Origin of the sequence: Hymenobacter edaphi (genome assembly GCF_003258365.1) — a bacterium.
Taxonomy (GTDB): Bacteria; Bacteroidota; Bacteroidia; order Cytophagales; family Hymenobacteraceae; genus Solirubrum; species Solirubrum edaphi.
Window position 1 is genome coordinate 79,150 of the sequence record NZ_QHKM01000006.1, and the last position, 15,884, is coordinate 95,033.

The 15,884-nt window shown below is 67.8% G+C and carries 11 protein-coding genes and 2 tRNA genes; 8 read left to right on the plus strand and 5 right to left on the minus strand.

Features of this window, described 5'->3' with window-relative positions:
- Positions 1–46: 46 nt before the first annotated feature.
- Entirely contained in the window at positions 47–577 is a 531-nt protein-coding gene (locus tag DLM85_RS17885) for a hypothetical protein (protein WP_111479506.1), read from the plus strand.
- Positions 578–643: 66 nt separating this feature from the next.
- Here DLM85_RS17885 and DLM85_RS17890 read toward each other — a convergent pair whose 3' ends face one another.
- Positions 644–1,372, minus strand: a complete 729-nt coding sequence (locus DLM85_RS17890; protein WP_111479507.1) for a hypothetical protein — start codon at positions 1,370–1,372, stop codon at positions 644–646.
- Between the two features lie 347 nt (positions 1,373–1,719).
- Here DLM85_RS17890 and thrA point away from each other — a divergent pair, with 347 nt between their 5' ends.
- Positions 1,720–4,173, plus strand: a complete 2,454-nt coding sequence (gene thrA, locus DLM85_RS17895) for a bifunctional aspartate kinase/homoserine dehydrogenase I (protein ID WP_111479509.1) — start codon at positions 1,720–1,722, stop codon at positions 4,171–4,173.
- A 115-nt stretch (positions 4,174–4,288) separates the two neighbouring features.
- On the plus strand, positions 4,289–4,681 hold the full coding sequence (locus DLM85_RS17900; protein ID WP_111479510.1) for a hypothetical protein: 393 nt from the start codon (positions 4,289–4,291) through the stop codon (positions 4,679–4,681).
- Positions 4,682–4,799: 118 nt separating this feature from the next.
- Here the strand turns inward: DLM85_RS17900 and DLM85_RS17905 are convergent, their stop codons facing one another.
- Positions 4,800–8,018 carry a reprolysin-like metallopeptidase gene (locus DLM85_RS17905; RefSeq protein ID WP_165822190.1) on the minus strand — a complete coding sequence of 1,073 codons (3,219 nt, stop codon included), beginning with the start codon at positions 8,016–8,018 and terminating at the stop codon, positions 4,800–4,802.
- A 173-nt stretch (positions 8,019–8,191) separates the two neighbouring features.
- Here DLM85_RS17905 and DLM85_RS17910 point away from each other — a divergent pair, with 173 nt between their 5' ends.
- The 3 genes from DLM85_RS17910 (at position 8,192) to thrC (ending at position 11,572) form a co-directional block, all read left to right on the plus strand.
- Entirely contained in the window at positions 8,192–9,160 is a 969-nt protein-coding gene (locus DLM85_RS17910; RefSeq protein WP_165822191.1) for an HNH endonuclease, read from the plus strand.
- A gap of 95 nt (positions 9,161–9,255) precedes the next feature.
- The gene (locus DLM85_RS17915) at positions 9,256–10,191 is read left to right on the plus strand and encodes a homoserine kinase (RefSeq protein ID WP_111479514.1); all 936 of its coding nucleotides are present in this window, start codon (positions 9,256–9,258) and stop codon (positions 10,189–10,191) included.
- Between the two features lie 67 nt (positions 10,192–10,258).
- Positions 10,259–11,572: a threonine synthase gene (gene thrC / locus DLM85_RS17920; RefSeq protein WP_111479516.1), complete on the plus strand. Its 1,314-nt coding sequence runs from the start codon at positions 10,259–10,261 to the stop codon at positions 11,570–11,572.
- Between the two features lie 189 nt (positions 11,573–11,761).
- On the opposite strand, the gene DLM85_RS17925 is transcribed toward thrC, so the two are convergent.
- Both DLM85_RS17925 and DLM85_RS17930 read right to left on the minus strand, forming a co-directional pair.
- A tRNA-Pro gene (locus DLM85_RS17925) sits at positions 11,762–11,835 on the minus strand.
- Between the two features lie 82 nt (positions 11,836–11,917).
- Positions 11,918–11,991: transfer RNA gene (locus tag DLM85_RS17930), tRNA-Pro, on the minus strand.
- 216 nt (positions 11,992–12,207) lie between these two features.
- Between DLM85_RS17930 and DLM85_RS17935 the strand changes: the two genes are divergently transcribed.
- Both DLM85_RS17935 and DLM85_RS17940 read left to right on the plus strand, forming a co-directional pair.
- On the plus strand, positions 12,208–12,579 hold the full coding sequence (locus tag DLM85_RS17935; RefSeq protein ID WP_111479517.1) for a T9SS type A sorting domain-containing protein: 372 nt from the start codon (positions 12,208–12,210) through the stop codon (positions 12,577–12,579).
- An 81-nt stretch (positions 12,580–12,660) separates the two neighbouring features.
- On the plus strand, positions 12,661–13,800 hold the full coding sequence (locus tag DLM85_RS17940) for an NAD(P)/FAD-dependent oxidoreductase (protein ID WP_111479519.1): 1,140 nt from the start codon (positions 12,661–12,663) through the stop codon (positions 13,798–13,800).
- A gap of 124 nt (positions 13,801–13,924) precedes the next feature.
- On the opposite strand, the gene DLM85_RS17945 is transcribed toward DLM85_RS17940, so the two are convergent.
- Entirely contained in the window at positions 13,925–15,709 is a 1,785-nt protein-coding gene (locus tag DLM85_RS17945; RefSeq protein WP_111479520.1) for an ABC transporter ATP-binding protein, read from the minus strand.
- Positions 15,710–15,884 lie beyond the last annotated feature (175 nt).

Sequence of the window (15,884 nt, forward strand, 5' to 3'; positions counted from 1 at the left end):
CAAACTCACCATCTCACCACCTCACCATTTCACCATTTCACCATTCATGGCCCGTTGGTTTTTCATTATTGGCGGCGTACTGCTGCTGGGTTTTGCCGGGGTCTACACCTGGCTGGGGGGCTTCAGCACCCCGCAGATTGACCTGATTACCACCGGACAGCCCGTCTTTCTGGCGGGCAAGGCTTACAAAGGCCTGCCCGACAAGCAGTTCGGCAAGCTTTACGCTGAGGCCAACGAACTGTACCGCAAGGGCACCCTGAAGGGCACGCTCGGCAACATCTACTACAACGACGCCGTGGCCGAAGGCGAGGAAATCGATGCCTTCGTGGGCCTAGTGGTGGCCGATACCGTCAGCCAGGCGCTGCCGGTGGGCTACCGCTACCGCAGCTTCGCGGCGGGGCAGCGCGTGCTGCGGGCCCGCGTGAAGGCCAACTTCATGCTGGCGCCGGGCCGGCTCTACCCCGCCCTGCAGGAGGCGGTGAAGGCGCGCAAGCTCACCTCGCGCAACGTCTTCTTGGAGCAGTTTCCGGAAGATGCCCCGGCCGAGATGCTGCTGGTGGTAGCCGCGCCGAAATAGCCCGAAAAGTCCAGCGGCTCCCACCCGGTCATCGGGCGAGGACCGCCCCTGGGGCCGCCGGCCGGCTTAGCGGCCGGCCCGCCACGCGTCGGGCATGGTGAGGCCCACGCTCAGCACCCAGGGCGACAGATCGGCCTGCCGGCCGAAGCGCGTGGCGCCGGCCCACTGCTGGTAGTAGGCGTGGGCCGTCAGCCACAGGTCGGGGCGCAGCTTGTAGGTGGCCGCGGCCCCGGCCAGTCCCACCAGCCCCACTGAGGTGGCCACGGTTTTGGCGTGGGTGGCCGGCTCGCAGCCGCAGCCCTGCTGGCCCCGCTCGGCCACCTGTTGGCTGCGGTCGGCCAGGGTGGCTACGCCCGCGCCCAGGCCGCCGAGCAGGCCGGCGCGGAAGCGGGCGTTGTCGAGCAGAAAGGCGTGGGCCCGGCCCGTCAGGCTGTAGAGCCCGAGCATGGGCTTGCCCACGTCGGCTACGCCCAGGCTGGAGCCGATGCGCGTAGGCAGGGCCACGGTGCCGGCCAGGCTGGCCTGCAGGCGTGGTGCCACGCGGTAGCTGCCGGCCACCTCGGCCCCACCGAAGCCGGTGCGCGGGCTAGCCAGGACCGCCAGGCCGAAGAATGCTCCCCAGCGGCTGGGCACGAAGGGCCGGTCCACGGTGTCGGCGCAGGGCTGGTGGCGGCCGGCCACGTACACCCAGGGATAAACGGCCGCGTAGGGCACGCAGCGGGCGCCGCGCTGGGCGGCGGCGGGCTGACTCCAGGCCAGGCCGGCCAGTAGCAGCGCGAGTAGGGTTGTTTTCATGGAGCTAATAGGTAAGAGTGAAAGATAAAAGGCGGACCGAAGCCCGCAGCCCGCGTAATCCGCGCCGGCCGGGGCGGCGCGGTAGCATCAAATAGTGTTCCGCTGTTATTTATTCGTTGCCCCGGACTGCGAAAAATTTGCGTATCCACCAGCGGCTGCCTTTCTTTAGCCCAACGCCCTCACCATCAGCCATGCGCTTCGGCCCGACCACAACCGCCACCACGACCACAACCGCCCGCTACGGGTGGGTCGGCGGCGCGCGCACGAGGGGCTAATCAACCCGGTTTCGCATCATTCAGCCAACGCCTTCCCGCCGCCCGGGAAGGCGTTTTTTTATGCCCGCACTCATGAACATTCTCAAATTCGGCGGCACGTCCGTCGGCTCCGTGGCCAGCATCAGCACCCTGCTCGACGTGGTAGCCCGCGAAGTGGCCCGCGGCGAGCGGCCCGTCGTCGTCCTCTCGGCCATGAGCGGGGTGACCAACCTGCTGCTGGCCGCCGCCGAAGACGCTGCCGCCGGCCGGCCCGTCACCACCTCGCTGATGGAGCTGGAAAACCGCCACTTCGGGGTGGTAAAGTCCCTGCTCGACGCGGCCCGCCAAAACCCGGTGCTCACGCGCCTGAAGCTGCTCTTCAACGAGTTGGAAGATTTGCTGCACGGCATCGGCAGCCTGCGCGAGCTAACGCCGCAAACCCTGGACCGGGTGCTGAGCTACGGCGAGCGGTGCGCCACCTTCCTGGTCAGCGCCCTGGCCGCGGGGCGCTTCCCCGAGGCGCTGTGCGTGGAGGCCACCGAGCTGATCCGGACCGACGCGCACTATGGGCAGGCGCGGGTGGACACCGAGCTGACCGAGCAGCTCATCCGCGGCTTCGTGCGGGAGCACCCGGGCCGGCTGCTGTTCGTCACCGGCTTCATCGCCCGCAACGCCCAGGGCCGCGTCACCACCCTGGGCCGCGGCGGCTCCGACTACACCGCCGCCATCCTCGGGGCGGCGCTGGGCGCCCAGGAAATCCAGATCTGGACCGACGTGAACGGCATGATGACGGCCGACCCGCGCATGGTGAAAAAGGCGTTTTCGCTGCCTGAGCTGAGCTACACCGAGGCCATGGAGCTGTCGTACTTCGGAGCCAAGGTCATCTACCCGCCCACGATGATTCCGGCCTTCATGAAGCGGATTCCCATCGTCATCCGGAACACCTTCGACCTGGACTTTGCCGGCACCACCATCCGCCACGACTGCCAGCCCTCGGCGCTGCCCATCAAGGGCATATCGAGCATCAACGACGTGAGCGTCATCAACGTGGAGGGCTCGGGGATGGTGGGCAAGGCGGGCTTCAGCGGGCGGCTGTTTTCCTTGCTGGCCCGGGAGCAGATCAATGTCATCCTCATCACCCAGGCCTCGTCGGAGCACAGCATCACCTTCGCGGTGGCGCCCCACGACGCGGTGCGGGCCCGGGAGCTGATTGGGCAGGAGTTTGAGCTGGAGCTGCAGGCCCGCAAGCTGGAGCTGCCCGGCATCGAGCAGGACCTGGCGGTGCTGGCCATTGTGGGCGAAAACATGAAGCAGACGCCGGGTATTGCCGGCAAGCTGTTTCAGGCCCTGGGCCGCAACGGCGTCAACGTGCGGGCCATTGCCCAGGGCTCCTCGGAGTACAACATTTCGGTTATCATCGGGCGGGCCGACCTAGCCAAGGCCCTGAACGCGGTGCACGATGCCTTCTTCGTGGAGCTGACCAAGACCCTGCACGTCTTCGCGCTGGGCACCGGCAACATCGGCCGCACCCTGCTCGGGCAGCTGCACGCCCACCGGGACTTCCTGCGCGAGCAAAACGGCGTGCAGGTGCGGGTGGTGGGTTTGAGCAACTCGCGCCGCATGGTCATCGACCCCAGCGGCCTGCCCCTCGACGGCTGGGAAGCCGCCTTGAATAACGGCCACTCCGAGCCGGCCGACCTCGCCCGCTTCGTGGCCCGCATGAAGCAGCTGAACCTGCCCAACTGCGTGCTTCTCGACAACACTGCCGCCCCCGAGCCGGCCGCGCACTACGCCGACGCGCTGCGCCACAGCATTTCGGTGGTGACGTGCAACAAAATAGCCAACTCCGGCCCCTACCAGCAGTACCGCGAGCTGCGCGACGCCGCCCGCCAGCACGGGGCCGACTTCTACTACGAAACCAACGTGGGCGCGGGCCTGCCCATCATTCGCACCCTGCGCGACCTGCGCACCTCCGGCGACCGGGTGGAGCGCATCGAGGCCATTCTGTCGGGTACCATCTCGTTTATCTTCAACAACTTTCGAGGCGAGGCGTCCTTCCACGACATCGTGCGCGAGGCCCAGCAGCGCGGCTACACCGAGCCCGACCCGCGCGACGACCTAAACGGCCGGGACTTCATGCGCAAGATGCTCATCCTGGCCCGCGACGCCGGCCACCCGCTGGAGCCCGACGACGTCATCATCGAGCCCATGCTGCCCGCCGCCTGCCTGCAGGCGCCCACGGTGGCGGCCTTCTACGAGCAGCTGCGGGCCCACGAAGCCTACTTCAGCGAACTGAAAGACCGCGCCGCCGCTGCCGGCCAGGTGCTGCGCTACATCGGGCAGCTCGAAGACGGCCGGGCCCGCATCAGCCTGCAGATGGTCGACGAGCAGCACCCCTTCTACCAGCTTTCCGGCGCCGACAACGTTATTTCTTTCACCACGGAGCGCTACAAGGAGCGGCCCCTGGTGGTGAAAGGCCCCGGCGCCGGCGCCGAAGTCACGGCCGCCGGCGTATTTGCCGACCTGGTGAACGTGGGCACGCGGTAGGCAAGGCGGAACGCCAGCTCCCCGCCCGTTTGGAGGCAGAAGTAGTTGCGGCGTCGCTGACGAAGCCTGGCATGCCGCCGCTACGTAGGTAACGGACCCTTAGCGCCCTGGCCTGATGAAAATTATCATTGAACACGTGCATCAAGAGCCATTTCACTCCGTGACCCGGCAGGACGTTGCCACGGTACTGAAAATCATTCCTGCGGATTGGGTTGGTCCGGCGCACGTATTTCTGATTTCCGGGCAGAAGCTGGAGTCCACCGTTCATGACCGTCCCGTACTGCTGAACGGGGTAACATTCAGGATCATGTCCAGAGGGCAAAACAAATCGGCTGTTATCAAGGCCTTGCTGCTGGAATTGGCCGCGCAGGCTACCAGGACGTTCCCCCGCAAATTCCACCGGTTCGATAAAGTGCAGCTCCGGAAACTGGAAGAAACCATAGCGCCGTACTACCTGCGCCTCCTGGCGGCCATGGGCCCGGTGGCAACGCCCAGCCGGCGCGGGTAGCCCACCCTGCCAGGCGGGTTCTTTGCCGCTGGAAAACGGCGGTTGCACGCTGGCCACTCAAATCAAAAAGGCCCGCGCTACTTAGTAGCGCGGGCCTTTTCGGAACCGTACCCTCCAATTACTCGACCACCACGCGGCGCACGGCCGGGGCCTGACCGGCCACCTGCACCGTGAGCAGGTAGGTGCCCGGGGCGAGGCCCGCCGTCGATACTTCCGTGGCCGTGCCGCTGAAGCTACGCTCGGCCACGCGCTGGCCCAGCACGTTGCGCAGGGTGGCGGTGCCGGCCGGCGTCGGGGCGGGCAGCGTCACGTGGAAGGCGGCCTGGGTGCCGGCTGGGTTGGGCCACACCTGGAAGGCCGTGGTGGCAGCCTCCTTGGCGGCCAGCGGCGCGCAGGTGGAACTCAGGGCGAAGGTGCCCACTTCGTCGTCCCAGCCCGATACCATCACCAGGTAGGTGGTGCCGGCGGTGGAGGTGAAGCTCACCGTCGAGGCCACCGAGTTGGCGCTGCAGCTGGGGCCGCTGGCGTCGTCGTTGCCGGTCACGCAGGTGTAGTTGCCGCAGCTGCCGGTGAAGACGAACAGCTTGGTGTCGAAGTTGGTGGTGGCCGAGCAGGTTGTCAGCGTGATCAGGCCGCCGGTGCCCACGATGCGGTAGAACACCCCGCCCTGGTCGACGGTGGTGGTGCAGGTGGCCGTTGGGTCGCCGGTGGCGGTGGCGCCCTCGGTGGTGCCCGTCACGGCAGCGGCGCCGCAGGTCAGCGTTGCGGCGTTGGCGCAGAGGTCATTGGCCGGGGGCGGGGCCAGGGTGCGGAAGCTTACCGCCGCGGCCGGGAAGGTGCCGCCGGCGGTGCAGGTGCCCGTCACGCGCACCACGTAGGTGGTGGCCGAAGCAAGGCCCGTCAGCGTCACGGGGCCGGCCGTCACCGTTTGGGTGGTGGTGGCGGGCACCGTCGTGATGGTGTAGCTGCCGCCGCCGGGCGTGCCCAGGAAGCTCAGCGTGGCCGAGGTCAGCGCGATGTTGCTCACGGCCAGCTCGGAGGGGGCCAGGCAGGGCGCGGGGGCGGTGGTGGTGAAGCTCACCGTGGCCGCGGCCGAGGTGCTGCCGCTGCCGCAGCTGCTCACCACCTGCACCGTGTAGCTGGTGCCGGGCGTCAGGCCGCTGAGGGTCACGGGGCCGGCCGTCACCGTTTGGGTGGCGGTGGCGGGCGAGGTCGTCACCACGTACGGGGTGGCGCCGCTGACGGTGGTGAAGCTGAGCGTGGCGCCGGTGTTGCTAATGCCGCTGATGGTCAGGGCCGTGGCCGGGGCGCAGGGGCTGGCGGTGCTGATGGTGAAGTCGGCGTTGGAAATGTCGAAGAAGTAGTTGTCGGCTGCTTCCACCATGATGCGGGCCGTGGTGGTGGCCACGCTGGGCGTCGTCACCGTGGCCGTGCCGCTGTTGGCCACGCCGCGGGCCAGGAAGGTGGGGTAGGTCAGGCCGCCGTCGGTGCTCAGGCGGATGTTGACGGTGGCGCAGCTCACCGGCGCGGCCGTGGTATTGGCCACGTCCCAGCTCACGGTCTGCGTGCTGCCGCCGGCCCAGGTCAGGCCGGCCGCGGTGGGCGCCGTCACCACGAAGGGGCCGGCCGTGCTCGTCACCGGCAGCTTCAGCGAGTCGCTGCTGCCCACGCCGCCGATAACGCCCAGCGGGCCGTTGTGCTGGTCGCGGGCGGTGCACTTAAAGGTCAGGCGGCGCGTGACGGTGGGCAGCCGCTCGCCGATGACGACGGTGTTGTTGACCAGGTCGGAGAGGCGTGGGAAGTAGCGCGTGGGCGAGGTCGTGGGCACCCAGGAGCGGAACAGCGGCACGTTGTTGTTGGCCGTCTGGGCGGCCGTAGGCGAGCCGGCCGAGCCCCGGTCGATTTCCTCCCAGCTGTAGGTCAGCGCGTCGCCTTCCACGTCGAGGGCGCTGGCCGTCAGGCGGAAGGGCGTGCCGATGGGCAGGGTTCGGGCGGCCGGAATGCTCACCACCGGCGCCGCGTTGCCGGTGGCCGTGGTCACCGGGCAGGGCGTAGACACGATGAAGGCGCGCATCTCCTCGTAGTTGCCCACGTGGAAGTAGGCGTCGGAGTTCGGCTGCAGGTTCTGGGCGCCGCAGATGCCGGCGTAGCCCATGATGGTGCTGCCCGAGCCGGGCTCCCAGGCCGCGCCGGCGCTGCGGTTGCCGCCCCCGCAGCTGCCGGTGCTGCCGTTGAAGGGGTGCGAGCCGCTGAACTGGTGCCCCATCTCGTGGGCCACGTAGTCGATGTCGAAGGCGTCGGCCACCGGCGAGGAGCTGCCGGTCACGCCGCGGGCCTTGTTGCCGTTGCGGCACACCACCGCGTAGCCGGCCACGCCGCCGCCGCCGGTGCTGAACACGTGCCCGATGTCGTAGTTGGCCGTGCCGATGAGGTTGTCCACGTTGGTCTGGTTCTGCCCCAGCATGGTTGAGCCGCTGTTGTTGGTGTACGGGTCGGTGGCAGCGTTCAGGTACACCAGCTGGTCGTTGTTGCCCACCAGCACCAGCCGCACGGCCAGCTCCTTCTCGTACACGCCCACCACGCGGTTGATGCTCGTCACGATGGCCGACAGCACCAGCGGCAGGGTACCGCCGTGGAAGGCCGCGTACTCGCCCGTGGTGGCCACGGCCACCCGGTAGGTGCGCAGCTGCCCGCCGGCGGCTATGTGGGCCGTGGTGCCGTTGTAGGCCGGCAGGGTGGGCGCCAAGCCGCCCCCCGCCGCCCGGGCCGCGTCCTTGGCCGCGGGCTGAAAGTCGCAGCCGCCCTGCTCGATGGCGCCGGCTTTGATGGCGTGCTTGCTGAAGCTGAGGTAGTGCTGGGTGTCGCCGCGGCGGGCCGGCTCGATAAAGGTGGTGCCGGTGACGGGCGAGAGAATCTGGGCGTGGAAGCCGGCCGGTGTCAGGTCGAGGCGCACGGTGGCGGCCGCGTCGTCGAGGCCGCGCCCGGCGTAGGTCTGGATATCGGGGTAGCGGGTGGCCAGGCCCGGCGCCATTACGCTGCTCTGCCACACGGCGAAGCGCTGGGTGCCGCCCTCGGGCAGGGGCAGGTTGAGCACCAGCGGCTGGGCGCCGGTGCGGGTTTCGGGCGGGGCCGTGGCCAGCACGGCGCGGGCCGCGGCGGGGTCCAGCGCCAGCGCCCGGGCGTGGTGCAGGGCCGCGGCCAGGGGCGAGGCGGCGGGCTCGGCGTCGCGCAGCAGCGTCGCCGCCGGTTGCTGGGCCGCGGCGCCGCCCAAAGAGAGCAGCAGCGCCAGCCCGCTCAGCAGCGGCCGGGCCGAAGCGGATAGGTAACGGTGTTTCAAGGTGGTTGGGATTGAATGAGTGTGATTTGTCAAATGTAAGCGCTGGCACTGCTGACGGCCGCGTAATAGCGGGCAAGAAATTACGCTGGAGTGGCCGCCGCCCGGCCCGGGCGGCGGCCGTTTGCTCATCCCGGGCCGGGGCCGTAGTTTGAGCCGCCATCCGTTTTCGCCGCTTGACTTCGCTACAGCACTTTATTGACCGGCTGACCCGCCTGAACGTCGATTCGCAGCTGCGCGCCGGCGTCCGGGTGGAGTCGCCCTACAAGCCGGCCCTGCTGCTGGCCGTGCTCGATGGCGTCGAGGGCGGCCAGATTGCCGACAACCGCATTGCCATTACCCCCGAGCTGATTGCGGCCTTCAAGGCGTATTGCGAGCTGCTCAGCCCCGGGCCGGAATACCGGGCGGCACCTTTTCAGCTGCCGTTCTTCCACTTGCAGGGCCGCAACGACGCCCGGCGCTTCTGGTTTCTGCACGCCCGGCCGGGCCACGAGCTGGTCCTGACGTCCTCCCGCTCGGTGCGCAGCTTCGGCCACCTGCGCGACGTCGTCGCCCACGCGTCGCTGGACCCGGCGCTGTGGGCGCTGCTGCAGGAGCCCGTCGCGCGCGAAGCCATCCGGCAGGCCCTGCTACAACGCTACTTTCCGCTGACGCAGCAGTACTTCCGCCCGCAGGTCGGGCAGCAGAAGCTCGATGAGCTGGGCCGCCAGCTGCTGCAGGAAAGCCCGGCTACCTACCAGCGGCAGCTCGACCTGACCGACGAAACCGACGTCTTCCTCCGCAAAGGCGCCTTCGTGCAGCAAGTCCTGCGGGCCTACCAGTCCACCTGCGCCGTCTCGGAGCTGCAGCTCATTGCCACCAGCGGCGCCGCGCCCCTGCTCGACGCCTGCCACATCGTGCCCTGGGCCGTCAGCCACGACGATACCATCGGCAACGGCCTCGCGCTCTGCCCCAACCTGCACCGCGCCTTCGACCGGAAGCTGTTCTGGATTGACGACGAGTACCGGGTGCGCGTAGCGCCGGGCTTCGGCGAGCTGAACGGGCACGACTACGGGGTGCAGCGCTTCAACGGCAAGCTGCTCCGGCTGCCCCGGGTCCGGGAATGGTGGCCGCGGGCGGAGAACTTCCGGCAACAGCGGGGCTGAGCCCGCCCCGGCCCCCGCTGGCCGCTGCTAAGCGCCGGCGTTTATATTTACCCATTCACCCCAAGCCTCCGTCGCCCCGGCCTTGCTCACTTGTTATGCCCGCTGATTCCGTCCGCGTATTCGCCCCCGCCACCGTGGCCAACGTCGTCTGCGGCTTCGATATCCTGGGCTTCGCCGTCGAGCGGCCCGGCGACGAGGTGCTGATGACGCGCCGCCCCGCGCCCGGCGTGCGCATCACCCGCATCAGCGGCGACGAGGGCCGCCTGCCCCTGGCCGCCGAGCGCAACACCGTCAGCGCCAGCGTGCAGATGCTGCTGCGCCACCTCGGCCGCGAGCAGGAAGTGGGCGTCGACATCGAGCTGCACAAGCACATGCCCATCGGCAGCGGGCTGGGCAGCAGCGCGGCCAGCACCGTGGCCGGCCTCTGGGCCATCAACGAGCTGCTGGGCCGCCCGCTCACCGCCCTGGAGCTGCTGCCCTTTGCCATGCAGGGCGAGGAGCTGGCCTGCGGCGCCGGCCACGCCGACAACGTGGCCCCGGCCCTGCTCGGCGGCATGGTGCTCATCCGCAGCTACGCCCCGCTGGACGTGGTGCGCCTGCCCGCCCCCGCGCTGCACTGCGCCATCGTGTACCCCCACGTAGAGGTGCCCACCCGCGACGCCCGCCAGCTCATCCGCCAGACGGTGCCGCTCAAGGACGCCGTCACGCAGTGGGGCAACGTGGCCGGGCTGGTCAGCGGCTTGTTTCTGAACGACGTCGGGCTGATCGGCCGCAGCATGCAGGACGTGCTGGTAGAGCCGGTGCGCGCCATGCTCATCCCCGATTTCTACCGCCTGCGCGAGCTGGCCCTGCAGGCCGGCGCCATTGGCTTCGGCATCTCCGGCTCGGGGCCCTCGGTTTTCGCCTTCGCCCCCGACGAAGCCACTGCCGCCGCCATTACCGAGCAGCTGCGGCGGCACCTGTCCGGGCTGGGCGTGGGCAGCCAGGGCTACGTGTCGGCCATCAACCAGCAGGGCCCGCGGGTTTTGTAATTGACAATGAAGAATCAGTCCGTCATGTCTCGGCTTCGCTCGATATGACGGACTAAACCAGCCGCCAATGCTCCTCTACAGCACCAACGACCACGCCCTGCGCGTGCCTTTCCGCGAAGCCCTGTTCAACAGCCTGCCCGCCGACCGCGGCCTGTACCTGCCCGTCGACATTCCGCGGCTGCCGGCGGACTTCTGGGAGCGGGTGCCCGAACTGAGCCTGCCGCAGCTGGCCTACGAGCTGGCCCGCGCCCTGCTGCAGGACGCCGTGCCGGCCGAGGCCCTGCGCCGCCTCATCGACGAGGCCATCGACTTTCCGGCGCCCGTGGTGGCACTGGCGGCCGACACCTACGTGCTGGAGCTGTTTCACGGTCCCTCGCTGGCCTTCAAGGACTTCGGGGCGCGCTTTATGAGCCGGCTGATGGGCTACTTCCTGCAGCAGGAAGGCGGCCGCCCCCTCGACGTGCTGGTGGCCACCTCCGGCGACACCGGCGGGGCCGTGGCCCTGGGCTTTCTGGGCGTGCCGGGCGTGCGCGTCACCATTCTGTACCCGCGCGGCAAGGTCAGCCCCATTCAGCGCCAGCAGCTCACCACCAACGGCCAGAACATCCGCGCCCTCGAAGTCGACGGCACCTTTGACGACTGCCAGGCCCTGGTGAAGCAGGCCTTCGGCGACGCGGCGCTGAACGAGCGGTTCCGGCTGACCTCGGCCAACTCCATCAACATTGCCCGGCTGATTCCGCAGGCGTTTTACTACGTGAATGCCTACGCCCAGCTGCGGCGGCAGGGCAGGGGCGAAGTCGTATTTGCGGTGCCCAGCGGCAACTTCGGCAACCTCGGCGCCGGCCTGCTGGCCTGGCGCCTGGGTTTGCCGGTGCGCCAGTTTCTGGCCGCCACCAACGCCAACGACACCGTGCCCGTCTTCCTGCGCACCGGCCGGTACCAGCCCAAGCCCTCGGTGGCCACGCTCTCCAACGCCATGGACGTGGGCAACCCCAGCAACTGGGCCCGCATCACCGACCTGTTCCGCGCCGACCCCGCCGCGCTGACCGACCTCGTCAGCGGCTACAGCTTCAGCGACGCCGACACCCGCGCCGCCATCCGGCAGGTATTCGACCAGTTCGGCTACGTGGTGTGCCCGCACACGGCCATTGCCTGGCGGGCCTGGCAGCAGTGGCAGCAGGAGCACCCGCAGGAGGCCGCCACCGGCGTGTTCCTGGCCACAGCCCACCCCTGCAAGTTCCCCGACGTCTTCCCCGCCGACGTGGCGGCCCGCATCGACGTGCCGCCCGCCGCAGCGGCGCTGGCCGGCCGCCCCGAGCACCAAACGCCCCTGGCGGCCGACTTTGACGCCTTCAAGCGCTACCTGCTGAGCCAGACCTGATAAGTTCCTTGGCCTGTCATTGGCAGCAACGCGAAGGGGCTCGTCGCGCCCGAGAGACTGATGCGCATCGGTTGCTTTCCGGGGCGAGCAGGCTTGTTGCTAGCGCCTGCGGCTGAGGCGGCGCCGGGCAGACGCGCCCGGCCCGGACGCAAAAAAGCCCGCCGACCTGTGACAGTCGGCGGGCTTTCGTCGGAGTGGCAGGATTCGAACCTGCGACCTCCAGCACCCCATGCTGGCGCGATACCAGGCTACGCTACACCCCGAGCGTTGGCGCCTTTCGGGAAAGGCGCCGGTACATTGTCCTCCGCAACAACCGCCTGGTATGAGGGCTGCTGCTTTTTGTAGTCGGGGTGGCAGGATTCGAACCTACGGCCTCTACGTCCCGAACGTAGCGCGCTACCGGGCTGCGCTACACCCCGTTTTCGGACAATGTGGGTGCAAATGTACACGCTAATCTTGCATTGACGCAATGCCGGCGTAAGATTTTTTTCAGCGAGCCAAGAGGTGGTTTCGGGCACGAAAATTGGCTGTTGGGCGTTTTGAACCGCTGCGCGGCGCGTTGCGGACTGATAACCACGGCCAAGCGCCGCGAAACCCGTATCTTAGCGCCGTCAAAACGCCGCCGTTTCCACCTTATGAAAGCGTTTCTTTACTCCGCATTTTTTCTGGCTCTGCCCACCCTCGGCCTTGCCCAAACGGCTACTACCGACAAGCCGACGGCCCTGATTACGGCCGGTTCGGAGCAGGCCAAGGCCGATGGGCCCAGCATTACGTTCAACGTGGAGGCCAACCCGGTGAACAACACCCTGCGCGTGCGCACCAACGCCAAGGGTCCCATGCAGCTGGAAGTCAATGACTCGGACGGGCGGCCGGTGCTGACCAAGGCGCTGTCGGCCACCGGCGCGGCCATGTCGGTGCCGCTGGGCAACCTGCCCAACGGCAGCTACGTGGTGCGCTGCTCCGTAGCCGATAAGACCTTTATGCGCCGCGTCACGCTGGGCCAGTAAGCCCGCGTCAGCGTTGTTATTTTGCGCCTCCTGGCTTTTGGGCCGGGAGGCTTTTTTTATTGCTCTGCTGGCTGCTGCACCATGCCCGATCTACTGTCCTACTGGGAAAAACACTCCTTTCTGCAAGGCTTCGACGTAGCCGTGGTGGGCGGCGGGCTGGTAGGCCTGACGGCGGCCATCTTTACCAAGCGGCGCCGGCCCCAGGCCCGGGTGCTGGTGCTGGAGCGCGGCGTGCTGCCCAACGGTGCCAGCACTAAAAACGCCGGTTTCGCCTGCTTCGGCAGCGTGTCGGAGCTGGTGGAGCAGGAGCGCAAGGGCGGCACGGCGGCCCTGCTCTCGGTGGTGCGCTACCGCTGGGAGGGGCTGCGCCTGCTGCGCGAACTGCTCGGCGACGCGGCCATAGCCTACGAGCCGCTGGGCGGCTACGAGCTGTTTCGCGACGACGAAGCCGCGCTGGCCACCGACTGCCGCGCCCGGCTCGACTACTACAACCAGTTGCTGGCGCCCGTCATCGGCGAGCCGGAAATCTTCCGGGTGGCCGACCAGCGCCGGGCCGAATTCGGATTCGCGGGCGTGCACAGCATCCTCGAAAACGTGGCCGAAGGCGCCCTCGACACCGGCCGCCTGATGCACGCGCTGCTGCGCCTGGCCTGGCAGGAGGGCGTGGTGGTGCTGCACGGCGTGCCTGTCACGGCCCTGGAAAGCGGGCCGGCGGCGGTAACGCTGCGCACTCCGCTGGCCGAAATCGAAGCCGGGCAGGTACTGCTGGCTACCAACGCCTTCAGCCGGCAGTTCTTCCCCGACCTCGACGTGACGCCCGGCCGCGGGCAGGTGCTGGTGACGGCGCCCGTGCCCGGCCTGCACCTGCCCGGCACCTTCCACTACGACCGGGGCTACTACTACTTCCGCCCGCTGCCCGGCCAGCGCCTGCTGCTCGGCGGCGGCCGCCACCTCGACTTCGCCGCCGAAGCCACCACCAAGCCCGGCCTCACGCCGCTGGTGCAGCAGCGGCTGGAGCAGCTGCTGCGCGAGGTGATTTTGCCGGGCCGCGACGTGGCCATCGAGCAACGCTGGAGCGGCGTCATGGGCTTCGGGCAGGAGCTGGAGCCGTTCGTCGGGGAGCTGGCGCCGCGCATCTACGGGGCGCTGCGCTGCAACGGTATGGGCGTGGCTATGGGCGCGCAGAGCGGACTGCGGGCGGCGGAACTGCTGGCGTTGTAGCGCGGGCTTTGGCCCGCGTATGGGAGGACGACGCTAGAACAGTGTCGTTTGCGCAACTAAGAATTACTATCTGGCGGACGCGGGCTGAACCGAAGGTCGGCGTAGCCAAGCCCGCGCTACTGCCTTACGCTTCCTCGCTCTGCAGCTGCCGCTCGTAGAGGGCGCGGTACAGGCCCTCGGGCTCGGCCATCAGCGCCTCGTGGGTGCCGTGCTGCACGATGCGGCCGTCGTCGAGCACCAAGATGTGGTCGGCCAGCTTCACCGACGACACGCGGTGGGAGATGATGAGGCTGGTGCGGTTCAGCATGATGCGCTGCAGGCTGGCCAGGATGGCGTTTTCGGTCTTAGTGTCGACGGCCGAAAGCGAATCGTCCAAGATCAGGATGCTGGGCTCCTTGATGAGGGCCCGGGCAATGCTGACGCGCTGCTTCTGCCCGCCCGAGAGGGTGATGCCCCGCTCGCCCACTTTCGTGTCGAAGCCCTCGGGGAAGCGCACGATGTTTTCGTACACGTCGGCGTCCTTGGCGGCCTGTTCGATCTGCTGCTGGGTGCTGTGGTCGAGGCCGAAGGCAATGTTGCGGCCGATGGTGTCGGAGAACAAAAACACGTCCTGGGGCACGTAGCCGATCTGGCTGCGCAAGGACGTGAGCGTGTAGTCGCGCACGTCCACGCCGTCGATGAGGATGCGGCCGCTCGACACGTCGTAGAGGCGGCAGAGCAGGTTGGCCACCGTCGTCTTGCCCGAGCCGGTGTTGCCGATGACGGCCAGCGTGTGGCCCGGCTGAATGCGGAACGACACGTCCTGCAGAGCCCGAATGCCGGTGTCGGGGTACACGAACGACACGTTCTCGAACACGATGTCGCCCTCGATGGGCCGCTCGACGTTGTTCAAGGAGACGATGTCGGTCTTCTGATCCAGGAACTCGTTGATGCGGGCCTGCGAGGCTTCGGCGCGCTGCACCAATGACGACGTCCAGCCCAGGGCCGTAACCGGCCAGGTGAGCAGGTTCACGTAAATCAGGAACTCGGCGATGGTGCCGGTGGTGATGGTGCCGCGGATAACTTCCTGCCCGCCAATCCAGACCGTGACGACCGTGCTGATGCCCGAAAGGAACATGATAAGCGGGAAGAACAGCGAGTTGACGAAGTTCAGGCTCAGCGACTTGCCGCGGTACTCATCGGAGGCGGCGGTGAAGTTGCGGTGCGAGTCCTCCTCGCGCACGAAGCTCTTGATGACGCGCACGCCCGAAAACGCCTCCTGCACGAACGTCGTCATGCCCGCCAGCGCCTTCTGAATGTCGTCGGATTTCTTCTCAATCAGGCCGTTGACGTAGAAGATGCTCACGCTCAGGATGGGCAGTGGCAGCAGCGTGAGCAGCGTGAGCTTCACGTTGACAATCAGCATCAGGGGCACGATGAGCAGGAACAAAATGACCAGCTGCATGAAATACATGATGGCCGGCCCGATGTACATGCGCACCCGGCCCACGTCCTCCGAAATGCGCGACATCAGGTCGCCGGTGCTGTGGCGGCGGTAGAAGCTCAGCGGCAAGGACTGGTAGTGCTGGTAGATTTCGTTTTTCTGGTCGTTTTCGATGTGCCGGCTCATCACGATGAGCGTCTGGCGCATGAAGAACAGAAACACCCCGCGCAGCAAAGCCAGCAGGATGATGAGCGTGCCGTAGAGCACGATGTTGCGCCCGAACAGCGAGTACACTTCCTGCTGCGCCCGGGTGCCGGCGAAGAGGTGGTAGAGGGCAATGCCCTCCTGCACCAGGTCGAAGGCGTAGCGCACCACCTGGGCCGGAAAAATAGCCAGCAGGGTGCTCAGGGCCACGAACAGCACCCCGCCGAGGAAGTGCCACTTGTAGCGAATCAGGTACTTATCGGTAGCGCGGAGTGCTTTCACGAGAGGGCGGGAGAGGGGCCGGTAGCCGGGGAGCGGGCGGCGAAAAAATGGGGCAAGAAAGCGGACGGGCCACCTGCCTTACGAACGTTCGGGCTGGGCGTAGTCGGAAAAAACGGGCTACCTTTGTAGCCGGTTTCGGAGCGGTGGCCAAAGGTACTGCGCAGCGGGAAGTCAG

Coding starts and splice junctions, on each gene's coding strand:
- DLM85_RS17885 (WP_111479506.1), top strand. CDS start 47: ATGGCCCGTTGGTTTTTCATTATTGGCGGCGTACTGCTGCTGGGTTTT.
- DLM85_RS17890 (WP_111479507.1), bottom strand. CDS start 1,372: ATGAAAACAACCCTACTCGCGCTGCTACTGGCCGGCCTGGCCTGGAGT.
- thrA (WP_111479509.1), top strand. CDS start 1,720: ATGAACATTCTCAAATTCGGCGGCACGTCCGTCGGCTCCGTGGCCAGC.
- DLM85_RS17900 (WP_111479510.1), top strand. CDS start 4,289: ATGAAAATTATCATTGAACACGTGCATCAAGAGCCATTTCACTCCGTG.
- DLM85_RS17915 (WP_111479514.1), top strand. CDS start 9,256: ATGCCCGCTGATTCCGTCCGCGTATTCGCCCCCGCCACCGTGGCCAAC.
- thrC (WP_111479516.1), top strand. CDS start 10,259: ATGCTCCTCTACAGCACCAACGACCACGCCCTGCGCGTGCCTTTCCGC.
- DLM85_RS17935 (WP_111479517.1), top strand. CDS start 12,208: ATGAAAGCGTTTCTTTACTCCGCATTTTTTCTGGCTCTGCCCACCCTC.
- DLM85_RS17940 (WP_111479519.1), top strand. CDS start 12,661: ATGCCCGATCTACTGTCCTACTGGGAAAAACACTCCTTTCTGCAAGGC.